Source organism: Streptomyces sp. NPDC001732, from assembly GCF_053596315.1.
In genome coordinates this window covers 39,114-59,207 of sequence record NZ_JBSFFY010000029.1, presented here as the reverse complement: position 1 = coordinate 59,207, position 20,094 = coordinate 39,114, and the positions used below count along the sequence as shown (strand labels likewise).

Sequence of the window (20,094 nt, the reverse complement as noted above, 5' to 3'; positions counted from 1 at the left end):
CGTTAGCGGGTCTTCTTCGGACCCTTGTGCGGCTCGTCGCCCGGCGGCCGACGCCGCACCCCAGACGCCCCCGTCTTGCGCACCGCACCGGTACGTCCGGTGCCGCCCGCGGACGTCGACGACGATCCCCTGCCGGAAGCAACAGCCACCGCACCGCGCTGGCGCTGCCATCCGTCCAGACGCCATGTAAGCACTTCCGCGACCGAGTCCGCCGAGCCGAGCTCCCTCCGGGCAGCCACCGCAGCAAGCACCTCGGCCGGGTCCTCCCCCGCCGACTCCACCGCCACCAGCCGCTTCCGCAAGGTGGGCCACGCCGGATCCGCCAGCACCTCACGGGCACGCTCCGGAAGTGCCTGCTGGACCACCCCCGCCATCGGCCGCTCACCGGACACCACCGGCCCCCGGCGACCGCCCGCAGACCGTGCGGGCGCACGCTTCGCACGCGGCCGGTACTCCCGAGCCGCACTCGCGCCAGCCGTCACCTCGACCGCCCCCCGCAGCAGCCGACCAGCCCGCCCCGACGCCTCCGCCTGGGCCCGGTGCTCCTGCGCCTGGTGCCACCTCCGGGCCGCATCCACCGCCTGCACCAGGGCGAGCAAAAACCCGAGCCCGGCCGCCGCATCATTGCGGCCCACGGCCGCGACGGACTGCGTCAGCACCTGCGCCGACTCCCGGTAAAGCCTGCGCGCCTGCCCTTCCAGCGCACGGTCTCCCGGCGCCCGCGAAGCCCGCTCGAACTCGCGGGCGGCCTGCCGGATCTGATCACGCACCAGGCGCGGCGAAATGACTGCGGCGACCACGATCAGGTCACCGAGAGCAGCCACATCACCCGCCCCCTGGTCCAGACCGTCAGCCCCCAGCCCTTCGGCGGCCGCACGCACCTTCTCCTCGGCCACCCGCCACATCTCCGCCGGAGAAACCCTCGCCCCAACAACCGCAGTGCTCCAGCGCTCGCGCACCCTCGGGAGCGACAGGTCCGGAGCCAGCCGGGCACCGGGATACCAGATCGGAGTCTGCTCCGGGTTCCGGTCGCCGGGCAGGGCAACCGAGTAGCCGGTGATGTTGCCGTCCGGTGCGATCCGCTGCTTCACCCGGACCCCGGCCGCGGCCAGCCGGGCGAAGAAGTCGGCGTCACTCGTGGCGGCTGCCGCCGCCTCGCGGACCGTGCGTTGCAGCGTCACCCGGGGAGCCTCGTCCAGGCCTCGGCGCTTCGCCTTCTCCTGCTCGCCGGACGTCTGCCAGCGCCCCGCGGTCTTGTCGCCGTGCTTGAGACGGCGCAGTCCGAACTGTTCCTCGAAGACGCGGGCCGCGGCCTGCATCCTCACCATGTCCTGGTGCAGCTTGGGCTGTCGTCCGTCCTCGCGGACCTTGGTCGCCACGAGGTGGATGTGGTCGTCGGCGTGCCGGACAGCGACCCACCGACAGGCCTCGTCATCGCCGTGCTCCGCGATGCCCGCAGCGTGCATCATCTCGTGGGCCACCTCGGCCCACTCCGCATCACTGAAGAGCCGGTCCTTGGGATCGTTGCGGACCGCCACGTGGTAGACGTGCAGTGGTGGCTTCTTCCCTCGCATCGCAAAAACCGGGGCGTCCAGCATCAGCGCAAGATCCGAGATCGTCATGCTCGACGACCGCGCCGGGTCATCGACGTACGGATCCCACGCAGCCACCATGTGCGGGTCCTTGTGCTCGTCCCGCCGGCCCGGACCATAGAGATATCTCAGCAGCCCGTAGGTGTCGCTGCCCTCGTCCAGCTTCGACGGGATCACTCCCGTTCCCTCCTCTCCCGCATCAGCTGAAGCGTGGCCTCGTCCACCCGCCGGATGGCCGCCGTGAGCGCCTGGTGGACCGCGAGCATCTGCGGATCGGTCACGACACCATCAGAGTTCAGCACCCTCGCGATCTGGTTGTAGTTGACCCCGATCCGCTTGAGCTGCTTCCGCGCCTCGATCAGCTCTCGGACAACTGCCTTGGCGTCGACTGACGCTGGCACAACCACTCCCCCGGCAACCTCTAGGGCCATGCGTCCGACCCAGGCCGCCAAAGCTTGATTCTCATAGTCAGCAACAGCCTTGACGATCGCGATCTCGTCATCGTTGTACGACACCAGGAAACGGTTCGAGCGTCGGCCGCCGGCCTCGCGCTCACGCCTCCGCGGAACGGATCGGCGAGGTTTCTCATCCGCTGTCGGCTCTGCCACCACAGCCCCCTTCGGGTCTTACCCGGTCCGTGCTCGGACCCATGATCACCGGCTGCCCACCCTAGTGGGCCTCCAGCCGGTGCCCCGCTTACTGATATCAGTAAGCACTAACTTGCTACCGCTATCTAAGGGGGTGCCCTTACCTGCGATATCGCTCTGATCTGCACTCAAAAACCGTCTGGTATACGCCATCTCACTCTATCTCCGTGCCTGGAGCGACAACGGGAAAGTACGATGCGGCCATGTCTGCAAACGAGATCCTGAAGAAGATGGAAGCGGCCCTGCATGCTCGGGCCGAGGCGATCAAGCCGCTGGCGGAGATCCAGGGACAGCGCGCCGACCTCCTCCGGCAGCTGGCCGCGCTGGACGAGCCGTACGGGCAGGCCTACGCCGACGCCGAGGCGGCTGGCTGGAGCGTGGAGGAGCTGGCGGAGATCGACATCGAGGAACCGGCGAAGCGCCCGAAGGGACGTCCGAAGAGCCGTCGCGCGACGAAGAAGAGCACCGCGCCCGTGGCATCGGGAGCGGCTTCGTCAGCGGCTGCGGTACCGGCGCAGGGCAGTGCCGGGAGCGAAGCACCGGCGACGGCGGAAAGTCAGCCGATCTGATCGAGCAGCACACGAAGAGGGGCCCCGCTTTGCGGGGCCCCTCTCTCGTTCCCTCCCCGGCCTCTCCAGGGTCCGGCCGGGCTCCTCCACGTCAAGGTCGTACGTCCGCTCCTCGCCGCGTCGTTCGTCCCTCACGACGCGCCTGCGGTGCGGGCGCTCCACTTTGACACTCCGTCCCCCGGCCTGGGTAAGGCCTTGACGGGGAGGGCGGGAAAAGGGTCGACGCCCTGGGGTCCGGGGTGCCCGGTGCCGTCGTGCGGGTGCGGCCCGGCGGGTGGTTCACGCGGGCCGGGATGGTGCTCAGGATCCGGCGCGGGTGCGGAGCATCACGGAGTAGGTCGGGCTGTCCGGGAAGGGCTGTCGACTGCCGACCCGGCGGTACCCCCACGTCTCGTACAGCGACTCAACTTTGGGGTGGTCCGGGTTGACCAGCAGGACCGCCAGGGCCTCCGGCCGGTCTGCGACGAGTGCCTCGTGGAGCTGCTCGCTCACCCCGGTCTTGCGCCATGCCGGACGCACCATCAGCTCCGACACCGAGAACGTGGAGTCGTCCGCCGGCGGCACGCTCAGGTGCTCGCGCCACCATTCCCGGCCGGGAGCGGCCGGGGCCCCATATGCGAAGCCGACCGGTTCGTCGCCGTCGTATCCGATGACGCAGGAGAACTCGGGGTTTCCTCCCCAGTGCCTCACGAACCAGGGGAAGCGCTGGACGAACTCGTCGTCCAGCACGGTTCCGTAGGCGTCCGCGTGCACGTCCAGCAGAGTCTGCTCGATGACCGCCAGGTCTTCGTGGCCGAAGCGGCGAAGCTCGATGTTCGTGGTCAAGATCTGCTCCATTGGGTTCGGTATCGGTCGGTCCACTCATGCGCGATGTGCGCGGAGGGGGCAAGGGCGATCAGGTCGCGCTGGAAGTCGCCGAGGAGCTGCCGCATCCGCCCGGGAAGTGCAGCGCCCGACATGATCGTGAAGATGCTGCCGCTGGTGGCACAGGCCTGCTCGATGTCGCCCTGGTGCAGTTGCGCGAGGGCGAGCCAGGCCGTGGTGTGTGCGCGGTTGCGCCGGTAGGACTCGGGCAGTGCAGCAAGCGCCCGGTGGGACGCTGCCTCTGCGTCTGCCGGGTGCCCCACGACGTCCCGCACGATCGCCGTGAGGGAGTACAGCTCTGCTGCTCCGTAGAAGGAGAGCCACGCGGGCCGGGGCTGCGCCAAGTCCGTCTTCGACAGGGCTTCCTCGGCGCGGCCGAGCGCGTTGATGGCCGAGCGTTTGTCGCCGCCGTATGCGAATGCGACGGCGGTGCGGGCGTGGGCGAGGGAGGCGTGCAGTGGGCTGGTGCGGGCGACGGCTGTGGCCTGGGCGGCCTGCGCGGCGGCGACTGCTCCTGGGTAGTCGTGGCGTTGCCGGGCGAGCATGGACCGAAGGTTCCAGACCCGCATGGCGGCTTCGGCGTCCTGGGCCAGTCCGGCGAGTGTCAGGGCCCGGTCCAGGTGGCGGTCGGCTCCGTCGAGCTGACCGGTGTCGATCAGGAACCATCCGGCGGTTGAGGTGTAGTCGGAGGCGAGTCCGAACAGGCGCTGGCGCACGCGCTGGGTGGCGGACCGCTGTTGCAGTTCGAGGGCTTCGGCAGCGCCGTCGAGGGCGGCCTGTTCCAGGCCGTGGCCGCCGCGCTCGGCGTCCAGTGCGACCAGTCGTTCGATGTTGTCGCGCAGTCGGATCACGTCGGAGGTTCCGACGCTTAAGGGGCGGGCCGAAGCAGGGGTGAGGGGGATGGCAGCAGCGGCCGCGGTGCTGGCGGCCGCGCCGAGAAGCTGGCGTCGGCGCACGTCGGGGTCCTCCGGTGGTACTGGGGCGGGTGCGGGTGCGGGCTTCCCTCTGGGGCGGAAGCCCAGGTCGGTGGCGGTGAGGCCGGTGACACTCTCCAGGGCTCGGCGCTGGCGCTCGTGGGGCCACTGGTTCGCTCCGGACAGCCATCGGAAGATGGTGCGCTCCGATGTTGTGCCGACGCGGCCGCAGAGCTCGCCGATGGCGTTGTTGACTGCGTCGGCGAGCTCCGCGACTTTCATCTGACGTTCTGCCATCCAGGTGGCTAAGGCCTGGTTCTTGTTCTCCGCCACATCAGCACGGTAGGGCGTGTGCCCGCCCGAGGAAGGTAAACGGGGAGTCAAGTTGTCAGCGCCGGGGTGAGGTACTCGGCCGACTTTGTCATGCACTCCCGGCGGCGCCCGGCGGTTAAGTGGTTGCACGGCCCCGCCGCGCCTCCCACCCCCGTGAGGCCGGCGGGGCATCGTCCTTCGACCCTGCCGAGGCAGTCATGAGCAGTGCAGGAAGTCCCCTGGAGAATGCCGTCACGCCAGCGGCTCCGGGCCCCGCTGCGGTCGTGCTGTACGTATGCGCCGACCGCGGCACGGTGATACCCCGTCTGGCCGCCCAGCGCGCACAGGAGGAAGGGCTCGCATTCGCGCGGGAGCGCGGCATGACGGTCGCCGAGGTCGTCACGGATGAGTACGGCGAGCCCGATCCCCGCCGCCGCGAGGGATGGTTACGCGTACTGGAGTTGGCCGCGCACGGTGCGGTGGCCGCAGTGCTCGTGCGGTGGCCTGCCGCCATTGCGCCGGGGAGTTTCCCCGAGTACCGGTACCGGGAGATCTCCTGGCTCCAGGAGCACGGGGTGCGCGTGCACTACACATGGGCGCCACTGGCTGCGGCAGGGGGTGAGCCCCGGTGAACCTCGGCCTGCTCCACCGTGACCACCCCTGGCTCGGGCGGGAGGTCGAGGACACCGTCACCGGACGCCGGGGAAGACTCTGTGCCATAGCTCCCGAGGGAAAGAACCCGTCGCCGGTGGCGTGGCTGCGACCACCTGGCGGGGGCGTGGAATGGACCACCGCCCCGGAAGCCCTCGTCCTCCCCGTCCCGCTCGCACCGACCGCTCGTCTCGCGTCATGACCGGCCGCCGACGCCGCTCTCGGCGGCGTGGGTTGCCCTGGTGGGCGTGGTGGCAGTCCTGGCTGCTCGGCTGCTCGCTCGTGGCCCTGGTTCTCGTGGTCGTGCGCCCCTGAAAGTCAGTGAAGAGGACCAGTGGGCAGACGTCCGGGACCACCCCGGCGGGCAGCTCGCCGTCGCAGGGCAGCGCATCTTCGGACGACGGCGCGACGTCCGGCGCCGCGTCTGCCTGACCCGACCAGACACGGAGAAGGGGCCCCGCTGTGCGGGGCCCCTTCGTCGTGTGTGCCCGTCAGGCGACGGGCGACCGGCTGGTGTTCTGCGCCGGAATGCGGTGGGCGAACAGCACCTGCAAGAGCATCTGGCCGCCCTCCTCGACCTCCGCCGGGCGGTACAGGTCCTCGACGTACGCCCTCGTCTTGGCCTCCCATCGGGGGTCTCCGAGGATGCGCCCGAACAGCGCGGCCGCCACCATCGGGCAGACGATGTCGGCGCGGCCTTGGGTGAGGTTGCGGACCCCGCGGCCGCGGCCGACGTGGTGGGCCGGGTAGTCGCCGGGGAGTCCGACCAGGCGGCTGATGTCCTCCAGCGTGATCCGCTCGCCGGTCTCCGCGCACGTCCACCCGTAGGCGGTCGCCGTCACGCACGTCGACGGGAGGTCGGCGCTGCGGGAGCTGCCGCCCTTGGCGCGGCCGGTGACCGGGTCCAGGGGGCGGTTCCCGCGCGTCAGGTAGTTGCGACCGGCGGGCCATCCGACGACCTCGGCGAACGTCGTGACGGGGAACGGCTGGTTGGGCGTCAGGTCGACGAACGGACGCTCGCCGCGGTAGGCGGCCATCAGACGGCGCTTGCGGTGCGAGGCGGAACCGTAGTCGACCGCATCCAGCGTGAACGCCTCGGTGGTGTGCCACCCGGCCTCGCTCAGCCGGTCCATCAGCGCGGCCTCGATCCGGGCGGGCAGGGCGCTCGACTGCTCGACGGCGACCCACTCCACGCTGCCGCCCCGGGCCAGCATCGCCAGGGGCCAGATCACGACCTCCGCCATCAGTCCGGCGCGGGCGTCCTCCAGCTGCTCCAGCGGCTCGCGGACCTCCTCCCACGTCATCCGGGAGCGCGGCGCGTAACCGTCCTCGCAGCCCGGCGCGACGTCGCCGCCGTCGGGGGTGACGACCGGGTGGAACCCGGCGGCCGCCGCGGCCTCCAGCACGGTGCGCTCGATCAGCTCGATCGCGCCCGCGTAGTGCCCCTTGCGCAGACCCGACGGGTTGTACGCCTGGCACGGCGGGGTAAGCGCGATCCCGGTGACGTGCTGGAGGCACGGGTGCTCGGGGTCCAGGTCGGTGACGTCGGCGAGGATGACGCGATGTCCGGCGGCCGTCGACGTCGCCACGGCGCCGCGGTCCAGGTCGACGCCGACGACGTCGACGTTGGCGCGCAGGATGCGCAGGATGCCGTGCGTCAGTCCGCCCGGGCCGGTGAACAGGACCACGATCCGGGGGCGCAGAACGCGGCCCCGGCCGTCCTTCGCCGGCGGGAACAGCCACTCCACCGGCCACGGTCCCGCGTACCACTGCAACAGCTCGTAGGTCTCGCGGTCCAGGGCCACCAGCCGCTCGGCGGCCGTCGCGGCGGCGCTCTCGGACTCCAGCCGGTCCAGCGTCATCGCGGCGCGCTCGCCCTTGGCCGCGCGGCCGCACCCCGCGGCCTCCTCGGCCTCGCCGTCGACGACCGCGTACGCGCACTGGATGACGCGGAGCATGGCGTCCAGCGCCCATCCCTCGGCCTCGTCGCCCGGGTGTGCCTGGGCGAAGCCGACGAGCAGATCGGCCGTGCGACGGCACTCGATCAGGTCCGGGTGACCGGCCGCCTGGTGCAGCGCGGCTGTGTCCTCCTCCTGGTCCTCCGCCACGTCGGCCAGCCACTCGGGCAGTGCCGCCCGCTCCCCCGCTTCGGTCTCGATCATGTGCCCCTGGTCCTTGTCGTTGAGGTCTTCGGTGGTGCCGGTCCGGGATTCCCGCCCCGTCCAACACTGCTAATTCAATCAAGTTTTGGGGGTCAGGTCAAGACGTTCGCGCAGGTCACATGCTGTTTTCGCTCCGGCGCCGGAACGCCGTACGACGGCCCCGGTCGGGGGGCTCCCTCGTCGGTCGGGCAGGCGTCAGCCGCCGCGGGCCGTGTCGGGGTGCCGGGCTCGCCGAAGGCGACCGCCGTAGGCGGCTTGGCCTGGCGGCCCGGCGCGGGCTGTGGCCCCCTCGGGGTGCCCGTCCGGCGAGGGAGCCCCCCGGCCGCCCCCACCCCCGCACCACCCACTCACCGCATGGTCGGCGCCCACCCCCCGCCCCCTTGGAGAGAGGGCCGGGGGGTGTGGCGGGGCGGAGCCCCCCACGTCACCACAAGGCGGCCTGCACCGCGTCCACCTCGGACACCCGGACGGCCGCTGCGGCCCGTACGGGAGCGGGCTTCTTCTTCGCCGCCGGACGGGCCGGTGCCGGGCCGTCCTTGGGGCACTCGCACCGGCACCACCACACGCACGGCTCGCCGCCCGGCCGGGGGATGAACTCGGCGACGGTGCGCCCCTGGTGGTTGGTCACCCAGTCCCGGTTGCGGTCGACGTCCGGGCCGCCCTTCTGCCGGTGGACACAGATGTCGTGGCGCCCATTGAGGCAGTTCCAGCAGGTGCCCAGCTCGCACGTGCTCCAGCGGCGGAATCCGAACGGGTACCGGGCCTCCATCTCCTGCCAGTGCGCGGGCCAGGCGTGCTCGCGCACCCAGGCTCCGGCGTCTTCCGGCATCGGCGAAGGGTTGGGGACCGGGTCGGTGATGCCCATGATCAGGGCCCCCTGGAGGTTGAGCAGCGGCATGTCCTGCACCCGCTCGCGCTCCTCGGGGGTGAGGATGCGCTGCGGCCGCCGGATGACCGTGTGGACGTCGTACGTGGGCCGCTGCTGGCGTACGGAGCGCGGGGCGAACAGGCGCCGCAACAGGGGCTGGTCGGTGCGCGCCGTCGTCGGCACCGGCGCCGCTGCGGGAACGGCGGCCGCGGGGGCGGGTGCGGTCTCCGCCGGGACCGGGTCGTCCGCGCGCCGCTCCTCGCCCTTGAAGTAGCGCCCCTCGGACAGCAACGGGTAGCCGCTGCTGCGCTTCGGGAGCGGGAGGAGCTTGGCGTCCTTCGCGACGGTCTCGATGACGCCTTGGCGCTCCGCGCGCCACAGCAGACGGCGCACCCGCTGCCCTGTCGGCGACATCACGAGGCAGCGGCGGCCGTTGCCGTCCAGGTGCACGTCCAGCAGTCCGGCCGCCCACAGTCCGGTCACGCGCGTCCGGGCGATCCTCTTGTTGACGTCCCATCGGTCCGGGACGCAGTCCAGGGCCCAGAACCCGTCGTCGAACTCCGCCACTTCGGCGTGCTCGGTCCAGCTCAGCACGGTGCGCTGCGCGTCCGACAGCGGCCAGCGTTCCACCTCGGCGATCTCCTCCGTGGTGAGCAGGTCGTCGGCCGGGCGGTGTGCTTCCTCGTAGTGATCGTGGGCCGCCCGGGCGGCGTCGCTCTTGTCGTTCCACTCGCCGGGCAGCTCGGTGTACATGCCGCCGGTGCATCGCCCGCACCGGATGGCCCACCAGTCGCTGTACCGGGTCGACGGCAGCGGCAGGAAGTACATCCCCGTCGGCAGGGACGGCCCGGCCTTGACCGGCGTCGCGGCGGGCTCGGCCGCCGCCAGCGCATCCTCGACCCGGGGTTCGGCGGCCGGGCGGGGCGTCTCGGTGCCGGGGCGCAGTCCGCTGCCGGGGCAGTCGTCGGCCGCGGCGCGGATGGCCTTGTGGGGAGCGAGGACACCGGCCACGGTGACCTCGTGCAGCCCGCAGCAGGGGCACCGGCCGGTACCCTCCTCCGCGGTGGGCGCGGGGGTCTCGACGCCGGGGCAGTAGCCGCCCTCGTCCTCCCACTGCTCGGCGGCCTCGCACGCGGCACGGGCCTCCTGCTCGACGAGCGTCACCGGCCGCCGGTACCAACCCACCCCGTGCTCCAGGGCAGGTAGACGGCGGGCCGCGGCCTTCTTGTCGTCCATGCGCTTGTGCCGCTTCGCGACGCGGGCGTAGCGGGCCTCGTACGCCGCCCGGTCGCTCTCGTACAGGCCCGCCGGGTGCAGCCGCGCAAGCTCCAGGGCGACCTGCCCCATCGGCGTGGCCGCGAGGACGCGGGCGCCGTCGGCCGCGTCGACGACGACGAGGAACCCGGCGGCGTGCAGGTCCTGCGTCCGCTCCCGGCTGATCCTGCGGCCGCCGCTCCAGGTGCCATGCTCGGCGGCCTGGCGGACCTGTCCGTCGCGCTGGTACAGGCGGCCGGTCTCCGCGGCCTCCAGGACCCGCACGTGCCCGGCGGTCCACCCGAGCAGGGGCACGGCGCTCTCGGCGAGGTAGGCGTTCATCCGGGCCAGGTGCCGGTTGTCGGCGTCCATGCCGGTGGCGGCCCGCTCCTCGGCCTCCTGCTCGGCCTCGGCGCGGCGCCGCTCGCTCTCCCGCTCGGCGTGCTCGGCGGGCGTGAGCTTGCGCTCCAGCTCGGTGCGCAGCGCGGCGGCCGTCGCCTCGACCCCGGCGGCCTCCTGGGCTCGGACGGCGTAGTCGACGGCGCCGCTGGCGCAGTAGCGCAGCGCGCTGTCCGGCATGCTCGGGTCGGACGCCCACTGCTCCGCCCGGGCGGCGTGGCCCTCGGCCTCGACGGCCTGCCGGTGCACCGCGTGCATGACCTCCTCCCGGTGGGCCTCGGTGTGGGAGGTGCTGCGGCACGCGGCGCTGAGCGCCATGTCGTCGGCTGCGGTGGCGAGTTCGGCGGCCCGGCGGGCCACCCGGAGGCAGGTTTCGGGGGTGGGCTCCCCGAAGTCGGTCTCGGTCATCGGGCCGTCCTTGTCGTTGAAGTTCTCGGTGGTGCCGGTCCGGGATTCCCGCCCCGTCCAACACTGCTAATTCAATCAACTTACGCGGCGTGGGTCAAGGTGGAAGCGCAGCTCAGGACTGCCTTTCCGACCTTTTCCCGGGCGTTCCGGCGGCTCGCATCCGCCCGGTCGGGGATGGTGCCGACCGTGCGCGTCGCGGCCGCCGGTCAGCCCTGCCTGCGGGCCTCGGTGACGGCGCGCTTCCAGGTGCTCAGGCCTCCGCCGTGCTGCTCGGCGAGGGCGGCCGCAGTCTCCCCCGCCTTCCGGCCGGGCGCGGCGGCCAGGGCCTCGACCGCCAGGGCGACCCTGGGGTCCGGGCCCTTCGCCGGCGTGCGGCCGGCCACTCCGGCCCGGGGCCCGGCGTCGGCGTAGGCCCAGAGCTGGCGCCGGGTGCGGTACTCGCGCGTGCGGCCGCTCTCCAGCTCCTCCTCGCGCACGGGCGCGGGCCACCCGGGCGGCGGGTTGTCCCGGTAGTGACTGATCGCGCTGACGCTGATCCCGAGGACCCTGGCCTGGTCCGCCGGGGGCAGCTCCTCGTCGGGGCTGCCGCTGTAGTCGACACCGTTGCGCTGCCGCCGGTACTCGGTGTGCCAGCGCTCCCAGACCTCCAGGTCCCAGTACAGGGCGCGGTCGATCCGGCGGGCGGGCGGGTGGCCGTTGCTCTCGCGCTCCGCCCACAGGTTGCGCAGGGTGGCCTCGCCCTTGAACCCGGCGCGGGCGGACAGCTCGGCTCGGGTGGCGTACGGCCGTCCGTCGATGGTCTTCATAGGTCCTGCTCCTTGGTGTGTGTGGAACGCGTCTACCATGTTGGCGTGCTCGGTTGACGGCCTGTTGAGGGCCTTCGGTGGCCGGGCGTTGCGGCCGACGGGATTCCCACGCTTTTGCGCCCCGTCGGCCGCCTGCACGTCTGGAGCGGTCCGGCCGACGGGGAGCGGGGATTCCCGCCCCTCACTCCCCCGCCGGCCGGACCGGGCCACGAGACAGCGGTTGATCGAGAACGAGTAGGCCTCGGGGTCGTTCACCCGCAGGTAACGGGGGCGCCGGGCCCGGCGCTCGTCCGGGCCCGGCTGCCTGCGGGCGACGGCTACTGCTGGTAGGCGGCGATCAGTTCGCGGACCTTCGCGTCACCGACGCAACCGGCGGGCGCCCCGAACTCCTCGGACGCCGGGTGCCGGTGGGTGCTGGGCACCTCACCGTTGCGGCCGCGCTGGTGGGACCAGTAGCGCGGGCCCTGCCAGCCGCACAACTCGCACTCCTGCCATTGCGGGTTGTCGCTGCCCGGGAACCCCGTGTACGGCTTCCAGCGGTACAGCGCCTGGGCGGCGGCGACCTTCTCCGCGGCCTCAATGTTGCGGGGGCTCTGTGGCATCCGCGGGTGCAGCAGCGGCACCGGGCCGTCCAGCACCGGCACGGCGGCCGTGACGTCGGCCAGGGTCATGGCCGTGATGCGACCGGCCGCGTACTCGGCGGCCACCTGCCCGGCCGCCGCCAGGGCGGCCGCCTTCGGCACGCCGCGGCGGCCCTGCTCGGGACGGCCAAGGTTGTGCTCGCCCTCGGTGGTGAGGGTGAGCCAGTCGCGGTGCCAGCGGAAGACGGCACCGATCACGGTGTCCGTGCCGATCAGGACGGGGTAGCGCTGCTCCCAGTCGGGTTCGCCGAGCCGGTACGCGGGGGTGGTGGTCATGTCGTGCCTTTCGTTGAGGTTGATCGGTGTCGAGCGGCCGGGCCGGTGGCGCGGGCGGGGATTCCCGCCCCCACCCGCGTCACCGGCGGCCGCAGGTCAGTGGCAGGTGGGGCGGCCGTAGACCATGCACCCGTGCCGCAGGTGGGTCATGAGCTCCAGGTGCTCCGCGCACATGCGGGGCGTCCACGGGCACAGCGGGGAGATCGGCAAGTAGGTGCACGCCTCGGGGTGCACCTGGGCGGCGAAAGCGCCCTCGTAGTCGCCGTACAGCTCGCCGTCGCTGCTGCCGTCGGCGATCCGGATCGCGAGCCACCCGCGGGCGCCGCGCTCCAGGTGGCGGTCGATCTCGTCGCCCATGCGGACGGCGGCGTTGAACGCCGCGAACTCGCGGCGGGCGGCATGGGCGGCGTGGCCATGACTGACGGCGGTGAGGGCGAGCAGCCGCACCGTTCCGTCCGCGTCCAGGCAGGCGCCTTCCAGCTCGTTCCACTGGGCCTGCCGCTCCACCGGATGGTCGGCCCGGCGCTCGACACAGAGCACCCGCCGCTCGGGGGTCCGGCCCGCGCGGACGCCGTCGACGGCGGGGCCGTCGTCGACGATGACGAGGTATTCGGCGGGGCCCTTGTCGAGCTGCACGCGGGAGGCGGCGGGGGTCTGACTACTGATGATCATGAACGTCTTCCTGGGGTTGAGGTTCTTCGGTGGTGCCGGTCCGGGATTCCCGCCCCGTTCCGACACTGCTAATTCAATCAAGTTTCAGGCTCAAGGTCAAGTCGAAACAGCAGCTCAGACGGCCTTCTTCGGTGTCCCGCCCGGCGTCCGCACGCCGTACGACGGGCCGGTCGGGGGGTTCCCTCCGCGGCGGGGCAGGCGCAGCCGACCGCGGGCCGTGTCGGGGTGCCAGGCTCGCGCTCGCGCGACCGCCGAAGGCGGCTTGGCCTGGCGGCCCGGCGCGGGCCGCGGTCCCCTCCGGGGCCCCGTCGCGGAGGGAACCCCCCGACCCCACCCACCCAGCACCACCCACCCACCGCACGATCAAAACGGCGCCCCCACCCCTCTGTGGAGGGCCCAGGGGTGTGGGGGCGGAGCCCCCACGTGCCCGAACCCGCACCTCCGACTCACCTCCACCACAAACTCACCTCTTAAGAGGTGAGATGGCCTGACAGTCGGGCGGCCGCCGGGTGCACGAGGCACGGCACTGCGCTCCGCGCCGCGCCGTGCCTCGTGCACCGCTCCCGCCGGCGCTCCGCCGTGGACGCCAAAGGGCCCGGCGGACGGATGTCTCGCCGGGCCCTGGGGCTGGTCGGTTCAATGGCACACGGCTCAGTCTCACGAAACGTGGCACTTTCTCCGCACCTTCGCGAGGGCGCAGGCCCCTGACCTGCGCGTCTCACTGATGTGCCGTCACGTGCCAAGATCAAATGAGACTGTGCCACGGGATTTGAGACGCTACAGCAGGTCAGAAGCCTGTACCGAGGTCACGGGCACGGGCATAGTGCCCTTGGAAGGCAACGGTGACGGTGCCCGTCGGCCCCTGCCTGTTCTTGCCGATGATCAAGTCCATCTCCCCCGCCCTCTCGTGGTCCTTGTCGTATGCGTCGGGGCGGTGCAGCAGGATCACGGCGTTGGCGTCGGCCTCGATGGAACCGGACTCGCGCAGGTCGGCCATCATCGGCTTTTTGTCCTCGCGCTTCTCGACTTCTCGGTTGAGCTGGGCCGCGGTGATGATGATGATTTCGAACTCGACGGCCAGTTCCTTCAGGCCTCGCGAGATCTCGTCCACCTCACCGGTGCGGTTCTGCCCGCGCTTGCCGGACGCCTTCATGATCTGGAGGTAGTCCACCACGAGGACACGTGGGAGCCTGCCCTGAGCCTGGAGCCAGCGCAGTCGCGAGCGGAGCTGGACGGTGGTGGTGGCCGGGCCGTCGTCCACGACCAGCGGCGCCCCGCCGATAGTGAGGGCCGAGTTGTGGATGCGCTGGCGGTCGTCGCCCTCGTAGTGCCGGTCCTTGACGCGGTTGAGCGGGACGCGGGCCTCGGCGGCGATGATCCGCTGCATGAGCTGTGGGCGGCTCATTTCCATGGACGACATCAGCACCGGCATCCGGTGCTTGATCGCTACGTGCCGGGCGATGTCGAGCAGGACCACGGACTTGCCGATCGCCGGGCGGGCGGCGACCACGACCAGGTCGCCGGGCTCCATCGGAAGCATCTCCTGGAGACGGGCGTACGGGAGCGGCAGGCGCTCGGGCGGCGGCGCGTCCATGCTGACGAGGTACTCCTCCAGCATCTCGTCCACGTCCGAGACCCGCTCCAGTCCGCCGCCGGCGCTGAGCTGGGCCGCGGCCTGCATCTCGGCCTGCGCTGCGTTGACGGCGTCGGAGACTTCGCCTTTGCCTGTGTAGCCCAGCTGCACGATGCGGGTGCCCGCCTCGATCAGACGCCGCAGCTTGAACCGCTCGACCACGATCTCCGCGTAGTACCCGGCGTTCGCCGCCGTCGGCACGGCCTGCACCAGGGTGTGCAGGTAGGGTGCGCCGCCGATCCGCTCCAGATCGCCGGACTTCACCAGGTATGCCGCGAGCGTGATCGGGTCGACCGGCTCGCCCTTGCCGTACATGTCCATGATTGCGTCATGGATGGTGCCGTGAGTCGTGTGGTAGTACGCCTCGCTGGTCACCCCGCTCTCGCTGACCTCGCCGATCGCGTCCTTCGACATGATCATGCTGCCGAGCGAGCACTGTTCGGCCTCGATGGAGTTCGGCGGGACACGCTCGAAGGAAGCGGTGTCCGGGGCGTCGTCGAACAGCGAGCCGCTGCCGTCCTCGATGCCGTCGTGCTGCGTGGGTACGCTCATGGGTGAATCCCTTCTTGAACTGGGTGATTCGGGCGGTGGCAGGGGCCTTTCCACGGGCTCCCCTGCCACCGTCGCGTTGTGGAGGGTCTAGGCCAGCACCGGCTTCTTGGCGTGGCTGGGGTGGGACGGGTGGCACTCGCAGCGGACCAGACTGCCGTCGTCGGCCTCGCGCATCCGCTGGCCCGGCTGGGCAGGCGGGATGCCGTCGTTGCACTCGCCGCACCACTCCAGGACGGAGGGCCGCTGGACGGGAACCTTCGCACCTCGCGGTGCAGGGCACTGCGGGTGGGTCTTGGCCCGGGCGAGGTCCAGGTAGTTTCGGCTGACCATGAACGGGACGACCGACTGGGTCAACCACTCGGTGGAGTCCTCGGACGCGATGGCTTCGGCCGCGTCCAGGGCGATGCTGTCCAGCTGACGGCGGCTCGGTCGTGTGCCGCGCTCGGCCTTCCACAGGTTCGCGAACTGCTCAGCAACAGCAGCAGCGGCCGCAATGGGGTCCTCGCCGACTTCGGCGCCCGGCGCCGTGGTGCTGTTCGTCGGCGCAGCCGGGATCTCTCTCTCTTCGACCGTCTCCTCAACCGAGTCACCGGGTACCGCTGGGACGGCTGCGACAGGAGAGAGAGAAGACCTAATAGGAGTCTGAATACCCCCCTCGTTTCCGCAGGTCAGCGGCTTGTCGCCGCTCGATTTCTGCGCTCGACTGCTCGTTTTCTGCGGAGCACTGCTCGAAATCGAGCGGTCGAAACCACCTGCGGTTTCGACCTCGGGGCCCTCGGTCCCGGCCTGTTCGCCCAGCTCAGTACGTCCGCTCAAATTCGAGCGGACGATGCCGTCGGGGGTCTTCGTGTGGGTCGGCGGGACGATCGGGTTCTCGCGCCAGTCGGGCCGATAAGCGTCCAGCTTCTGCCACGTGTTCGCCCAGCCGACGTGGGTGTCCGGGGGGAGGTCGTGGACCTTGTAGCGGCGCGAGATGGTCTGGATGCCGCCCTTACCGGTGGACTTCACGATGCGCTCGCCGTCCGGGTTCGTGACGAGCTCGGCCTTTTCCAGGCGCTTGAGCGCAGCCCGCACGGTCGAGTCGCCGACCGGCTTCTCGCCCTCCTCGGTCAGCAGAAAGCACAACTGGTCGACCGACATGCGGCGCAGGCCCCGCGGGCTGGACGTCAGCATGGCGCGCAGCAGGATGTAGAGCTTGAAGTCAGTGGGCTTCATACCGGGCAGGTGCAGGAACCAGTGCCGCACCACCGCAGCCGACCAGTAGTCGGTGATGTCGCCTTCAAACAGGTACTCGCCCTCACCGTTGTCCGGCATCGAGCGGCGAGGAAGGTGTCGGCGGCTCACAGAGCCACCGCCGGCGGAGTTACGGCCGGGACGGTTACCGTCGCGGGATCCATGAAGGCGATCCGAGGGGGGCGGTGCATGGGGTAGACGCTCTCAATCTGTATTGAGAGCCGCACGCCGAGTGATCTTGACCAGATGCCGAGCGGGCCCGTGGGTGGTGCTGCAAAAAGGGCGGGTAGCCGGTTACTCTGGACGAGGTGACCGGGCCCCGAAGGGTCGGGAGCCCGGCGTTACCGCCGACGTACGACTCAGGTGTGGAGGCTGGGTAGGCCAAGGTCTGAGTCAAAAGCTGGAATCGAGAGCCGCTCCTGCGCCAACAGGGGCGGCTCTCGGCGTTACGGGGCGCGGGCAACCATGGCAACGTCCTTCCGCTGGCTGAGGGATCCGGCGATCACGCCGGACGCCGGTGTGATGGTGTACCTGGTTTCCGACGCGGATACTCCGGGATCCCGTTCTCCGGGAAAGGGCCTGCGAACGCGTCCCGACAGGTGGGAAACCGACGGCGTGTCGCCAGGCCCTGGCAGTGTGCTGCCTGCGGGTACGCGTAGCCTGCTGTGCATCGCAGGCACCTCCAGTTCAGGTGCTTGATCACGGCGCCGACCACCACAACCGGCGACACGATCGGCAGGCCCTCCATCTGAGGGCCTGTTCGCGTTCTGCGGGGCCATCTTCTACCTTCCCGGGCCGTTCAAAGGGGCAGAGGAGTGAGGTCGGAGTGTCGCCCCCTGCGAGTCAGCCCGGACGCGGTGGCGAGTACCACCGGCGCGTCGAAGTCAGGACCGCCTTCTGGTCACGCTGTCTGGTTGGCAGTCTCGGGCGGTTCGACGGGCTCAACCGGCCACTGGGCCGACTCTCCCCTCTGGAGTTTTCCCGTCAACTCAACACGGTCTCCCGGGATCACTCGGATCGTGACCTCGATCGGCCTGCCGGTCAGTGCCGATGTGCCGACGATCCTGGACTCCAGGACGGGGATGGACTTAGCGATCTCAAGGAGTTTTGCCTCTTCGGATTCCGGCATGCGGACACGGGAAGTCTCCTCCCACTCGATCGGGCCGTGACCAGCCTCTTCAAGTCGGTCCAGGTAGCCGCCGGGGCCTGGCGACGCATCGGCGATTCTCGGAGCGGACTTGACGGCCTCGGGGCTGAGCCAGGTGTCCACAAGCTGAAAGGGTGGTTCATCCGCAGGGCTGGTGACACGCCGGCGGCGCAGAACTTCGGCGCCGGGGTCAAGCTCGAACTGGTCGGTTACCTGAGCTGGGGCTGGAACCGTCCTGCGGAACGGGCGCCCGTGGACTTGCCAGGGTTCGTCTGGCCGCGAGGCGGCAGGGAACACGTAGCCACGTGAAGGATCGCGAGTGATGGTGACACCGCGCGTGATCCTTCGCCGAACCGGGGGTTCCAGGACGATGGATCCGCGCCGCTGGATCGTCCGGACAAGGCCTTCCTTTTCCAGCTCCTTGTACGCCGCGCGAACCGTTTCGTGATGAATCCCGAGTTCGGCTGCGTATGCCTTGAGCTGCGGCAACGTCGAACCAGGCGGATGTGTGCCGTCCTGGATTTTGGCGCGTAGCTCGGCTGCGAGCTGTCGCCACTTGATGGAGCTGGGCTCGGTCATCGGAATGCATCTCTCCTTGGCTACTAGGCGTCACCACCACACTAGTTCAGACCTAGGTTTTAACGCCCATCGTGCCCCACTGTCCAGGCGGCGCGGGAAAAAACCTAGGGTTATTGACATGTGTGGCTGGTCGTGGTGTCATCTTCCCCAGGTCGCCAAAAACCTAGGTTTTAGGTCGGCTTACGACGGTGTCGGAACCAGGCTCTTCGAGGCTGAAGCTGGCTGGCCGTTCGTTCCTTGAGAACTCAACAGTGGATTGAATTTCGGGCCGCGGCGCCCCTGCCGTCATTACGACGAGACGACCCTCTCACCAGCAGTTTTCCGGTTGGTGAGGTCTTGAGCGGGGGGCTGGCCGCATGGCAGCCCGAGAGCGGATCTGAGCAGGGCCCCAGGGGCGGGGCCACGGGTGCAACTCCCTGTCCGCTCACCGCGCCGGCACTCATGCATGGCGCGACCCCCGGCACGGCGCTGGAGACGCCATATGTGCCGGGGGTCCACGGATCTACCAGCAAAGGAACCGATCCGCATGACCATCATCCCATTCACCACCGCCGCCCCGATCAAGCCCCAGGCCGTGTCCGACGGTGTCGAGGACGTCGTCACCGAGGCGTGGACGGTGTTCGAGGGGGTCCAGGACCTGGCCAGGCTCGGCGTCGCGGTCGAGGTGACCGTCCGGCCGGGCGAGATTCTGGCCGACCTGACCGTCCGCCGGGAGGCCGCGCACCTGCTGCCGACCCTGGTGAAGGAGCTGGAGAGCAGCGGCATCACCCGGACCGAGAGCGGCTTCCGGGTCCTCGGGACGATGTGCCAGGGCAACGTCAGCCTGCGCATCGTCGTCGACAGCTCCGAGGTCACCGTCGAGCAGCTCCAGGCCCTGGTCGCCGCGGTCGACTTCGACTTCGACGCGTACGTCGGCGGCGAGCAGGCGAGGGGGTACGCCGCATGACCCCCGAGGAAGAGGCCGAGATGCGGCGCCAGGTCGACGAGGCCAACCAGCGCTCGGAGCACCAGTACGGCAAGAACGGCTTTGCGGGGGTGGCGCTGTGATCCGCATCCTCCGCGCTTCCACGCTGGACCGGCTGAGGGCCCAGGCCGACCTGGGCGCTCGTACGGGGGAGCTGGCCACGATCGAGAAGGCGCTCGACGCCGGGCTGATCCGCTTCCTCCCGCAGCAGTCCGCGGGCGCAGCGACCCCCGCGGTATCGGTGCCGCGGCCGAAGGCCGGGCCCCGGTCCTTCGATCACCCCCAGTCCGCCGGGCCCGAGCTCGTGATCGAGCACGCCGACCAGGGATGCACACAGTGCATCGAGACGGTGAGCGGCCTGTCGCTGGAGGGCCTGGAGAGGGCCTTCGTCGTGGCGCGGGGCAACGACCTGGTCATTGCCCAGGTGCTGATCCTCAACGCGATCTACGCCGTGAAGTCGGTCCAGTCCGAGGAGGGCCAGGCATGACCAGCACTCTGTACCGCCGCCGGATGCGGGACGTCCGCGCGTTTCGTCAGGACAACGGCCCGATCACGGCGTGGCCGGCGGATCGCTTCGAGGTCTACCTCGACCTGATCCGTATCGCCCGGGCCGCCCGCTGGCACCGACTGCGCACCACGGAGCGGCGGGTGAAGGTACTGGCCGCCGTCGCCTACATCGCCCCGCTGTACGTCCTGGCCGAGCTGGTCGAGGCCGTGCGGGGCAGGACGTGGTGGCAGCTGGAGGGCCACCTGGACAGGGTCGACAGCAGGTTCGCCTTCGCCCTGGTCGCGCTCGACCAGGCGGGCGACCACAACTTCACCGCCATGGTCACCCGGGCCATCGACCGGATCACGAGCACGGTCGGCCGTCTGACCGCCCGTATCGCCCGGGTCTGAAGCAACCGCACCCGCAGGCGGCCGCCGAGACGGCGGCCGCCTGCACGACTGAGA

The 20,094-nt window shown here is 70.7% G+C and carries 17 protein-coding genes; 5 read left to right on the top strand and 12 right to left on the bottom strand.

Going from position 1 to position 20,094, the window contains the following annotated elements; translation table 11 throughout:
- Positions 1 to 2 precede the first annotated feature (2 nt).
- Together ACWCXX_RS24835 and mobC are read right to left on the bottom strand one after the other, a co-directional pair.
- Positions 3 to 1,769: a relaxase/mobilization nuclease domain-containing protein gene (locus tag ACWCXX_RS24835; protein ID WP_451130755.1), complete on the bottom strand. Its 1,767-nt coding sequence runs from the start codon at positions 1,767 to 1,769 to the stop codon at positions 3 to 5.
- Positions 1,766 to 2,107 (bottom strand): plasmid mobilization relaxosome protein MobC, encoded by a 342-nt coding sequence (mobC, locus tag ACWCXX_RS24830; protein WP_451130753.1) that lies wholly within the window; start codon positions 2,105 to 2,107, stop codon positions 1,766 to 1,768. The genes ACWCXX_RS24835 and mobC overlap by 4 nt, the downstream gene beginning before the upstream one ends.
- Before the next feature lie 335 nt (positions 2,108 to 2,442).
- On the opposite strand from mobC, the gene ACWCXX_RS24825 reads away from it, so the two are divergent.
- On the top strand, positions 2,443 to 2,808 hold the full coding sequence (locus ACWCXX_RS24825; protein WP_451130751.1) for a hypothetical protein: 366 nt from the start codon (positions 2,443 to 2,445) through the stop codon (positions 2,806 to 2,808).
- 300 nt (positions 2,809 to 3,108) lie between these two features.
- Here ACWCXX_RS24825 and ACWCXX_RS24820 read toward each other — a convergent pair whose 3' ends face one another.
- Positions 3,109 to 3,645 (bottom strand): N-acetyltransferase family protein, encoded by a 537-nt coding sequence (locus ACWCXX_RS24820; protein ID WP_451130749.1) that lies wholly within the window; start codon positions 3,643 to 3,645, stop codon positions 3,109 to 3,111.
- The gene (locus tag ACWCXX_RS24815) at positions 3,630 to 4,883 is read right to left on the bottom strand and encodes a hypothetical protein (RefSeq protein WP_451130747.1); all 1,254 of its coding nucleotides are present in this window, start codon (positions 4,881 to 4,883) and stop codon (positions 3,630 to 3,632) included. Before ACWCXX_RS24815 ends, ACWCXX_RS24820 begins: the two co-directional genes overlap by 16 nt.
- 299 nt (positions 4,884 to 5,182) lie before the next feature.
- Here ACWCXX_RS24815 and ACWCXX_RS24810 point away from each other — a divergent pair, with 299 nt between their 5' ends.
- On the top strand, positions 5,183 to 5,530 hold the full coding sequence (locus tag ACWCXX_RS24810; protein WP_451130745.1) for a hypothetical protein: 348 nt from the start codon (positions 5,183 to 5,185) through the stop codon (positions 5,528 to 5,530).
- Positions 5,531 to 6,040: 510 nt separating this feature from the next.
- On the opposite strand, the gene ACWCXX_RS24805 is transcribed toward ACWCXX_RS24810, so the two are convergent.
- From ACWCXX_RS24805 to ACWCXX_RS24770, 8 genes are all read right to left on the bottom strand, one after another.
- The gene (locus ACWCXX_RS24805) at positions 6,041 to 7,711 is read right to left on the bottom strand and encodes a hypothetical protein (RefSeq protein WP_451130743.1); all 1,671 of its coding nucleotides are present in this window, start codon (positions 7,709 to 7,711) and stop codon (positions 6,041 to 6,043) included.
- A gap of 424 nt (positions 7,712 to 8,135) precedes the next feature.
- Positions 8,136 to 10,640 carry a DUF6248 family natural product biosynthesis protein gene (locus tag ACWCXX_RS24800; protein ID WP_451130741.1) on the bottom strand — a complete coding sequence of 835 codons (2,505 nt, stop codon included), beginning with the start codon at positions 10,638 to 10,640 and terminating at the stop codon, positions 8,136 to 8,138.
- Positions 10,641 to 10,846: 206 nt separating this feature from the next.
- Complete coding sequence (locus ACWCXX_RS24795) at positions 10,847 to 11,446, bottom strand: hypothetical protein (protein ID WP_451130739.1); 600 nt, start codon at positions 11,444 to 11,446, stop codon at positions 10,847 to 10,849.
- 317 nt (positions 11,447 to 11,763) lie between these two features.
- Complete coding sequence (locus tag ACWCXX_RS24790) at positions 11,764 to 12,363, bottom strand: hypothetical protein (protein ID WP_451130737.1); 600 nt, start codon at positions 12,361 to 12,363, stop codon at positions 11,764 to 11,766.
- Between the two features lie 96 nt (positions 12,364 to 12,459).
- On the bottom strand, positions 12,460 to 13,035 hold the full coding sequence (locus tag ACWCXX_RS24785) for a hypothetical protein (RefSeq protein WP_451130735.1): 576 nt from the start codon (positions 13,033 to 13,035) through the stop codon (positions 12,460 to 12,462).
- Positions 13,036 to 13,822: 787 nt separating this feature from the next.
- Entirely contained in the window at positions 13,823 to 15,220 is a 1,398-nt protein-coding gene (gene dnaB / locus ACWCXX_RS24780) for a replicative DNA helicase (RefSeq protein WP_451130733.1), read from the bottom strand.
- Positions 15,221 to 15,307: 87 nt separating this feature from the next.
- Entirely contained in the window at positions 15,308 to 16,534 is a 1,227-nt protein-coding gene (locus ACWCXX_RS24775) for a hypothetical protein (RefSeq protein WP_451130731.1), read from the bottom strand.
- A gap of 820 nt (positions 16,535 to 17,354) precedes the next feature.
- Positions 17,355 to 18,179, bottom strand: coding sequence for a GntR family transcriptional regulator (locus ACWCXX_RS24770; RefSeq protein WP_451130729.1), 825 nt, complete (start codon positions 18,177 to 18,179; stop codon positions 17,355 to 17,357).
- A gap of 526 nt (positions 18,180 to 18,705) precedes the next feature.
- Here ACWCXX_RS24770 and ACWCXX_RS24765 point away from each other — a divergent pair.
- The 3 genes from ACWCXX_RS24765 to ACWCXX_RS24755 all read left to right on the top strand — a co-directional run bounded on the left by ACWCXX_RS24765 (position 18,706) and on the right by ACWCXX_RS24755 (position 20,040).
- Positions 18,706 to 19,125, top strand: coding sequence for a hypothetical protein (locus ACWCXX_RS24765; RefSeq protein WP_451130727.1), 420 nt, complete (start codon positions 18,706 to 18,708; stop codon positions 19,123 to 19,125).
- A 97-nt stretch (positions 19,126 to 19,222) separates the two neighbouring features.
- The gene (locus tag ACWCXX_RS24760) at positions 19,223 to 19,630 is read left to right on the top strand and encodes a hypothetical protein (protein ID WP_451130725.1); all 408 of its coding nucleotides are present in this window, start codon (positions 19,223 to 19,225) and stop codon (positions 19,628 to 19,630) included.
- Positions 19,627 to 20,040: a hypothetical protein gene (locus ACWCXX_RS24755; protein WP_451130723.1), complete on the top strand. Its 414-nt coding sequence runs from the start codon at positions 19,627 to 19,629 to the stop codon at positions 20,038 to 20,040. Before ACWCXX_RS24760 ends, ACWCXX_RS24755 begins: the two co-directional genes overlap by 4 nt.
- Positions 20,041 to 20,094 lie beyond the last annotated feature (54 nt).

Excerpts from the sequence above, each read along its gene's own strand:
- ACWCXX_RS24825 (WP_451130751.1), top strand. The coding sequence starts at position 2,443 with ATGTCTGCAAACGAGATCCTGAAGAAGATGGAAGCGGCCCTGCATGCT.
- ACWCXX_RS24820 (WP_451130749.1), bottom strand. The coding sequence starts at position 3,645 with ATGGAGCAGATCTTGACCACGAACATCGAGCTTCGCCGCTTCGGCCAC.
- ACWCXX_RS24815 (WP_451130747.1), bottom strand. The coding sequence starts at position 4,883 with ATGGCAGAACGTCAGATGAAAGTCGCGGAGCTCGCCGACGCAGTCAAC.
- ACWCXX_RS24805 (WP_451130743.1), bottom strand. The coding sequence starts at position 7,711 with ATGATCGAGACCGAAGCGGGGGAGCGGGCGGCACTGCCCGAGTGGCTG.
- ACWCXX_RS24800 (WP_451130741.1), bottom strand. The coding sequence starts at position 10,640 with ATGACCGAGACCGACTTCGGGGAGCCCACCCCCGAAACCTGCCTCCGG.
- ACWCXX_RS24795 (WP_451130739.1), bottom strand. The coding sequence starts at position 11,446 with ATGAAGACCATCGACGGACGGCCGTACGCCACCCGAGCCGAGCTGTCC.
- ACWCXX_RS24790 (WP_451130737.1), bottom strand. The coding sequence starts at position 12,363 with ATGACCACCACCCCCGCGTACCGGCTCGGCGAACCCGACTGGGAGCAG.
- ACWCXX_RS24785 (WP_451130735.1), bottom strand. The coding sequence starts at position 13,035 with ATGATCATCAGTAGTCAGACCCCCGCCGCCTCCCGCGTGCAGCTCGAC.
- dnaB (WP_451130733.1), bottom strand. The coding sequence starts at position 15,220 with ATGAGCGTACCCACGCAGCACGACGGCATCGAGGACGGCAGCGGCTCG.
- ACWCXX_RS24775 (WP_451130731.1), bottom strand. The coding sequence starts at position 16,534 with ATGCCGGACAACGGTGAGGGCGAGTACCTGTTTGAAGGCGACATCACC.
- ACWCXX_RS24770 (WP_451130729.1), bottom strand. The coding sequence starts at position 18,179 with ATGACCGAGCCCAGCTCCATCAAGTGGCGACAGCTCGCAGCCGAGCTA.
- ACWCXX_RS24765 (WP_451130727.1), top strand. The coding sequence starts at position 18,706 with ATGACCATCATCCCATTCACCACCGCCGCCCCGATCAAGCCCCAGGCC.
- ACWCXX_RS24755 (WP_451130723.1), top strand. The coding sequence starts at position 19,627 with ATGACCAGCACTCTGTACCGCCGCCGGATGCGGGACGTCCGCGCGTTT.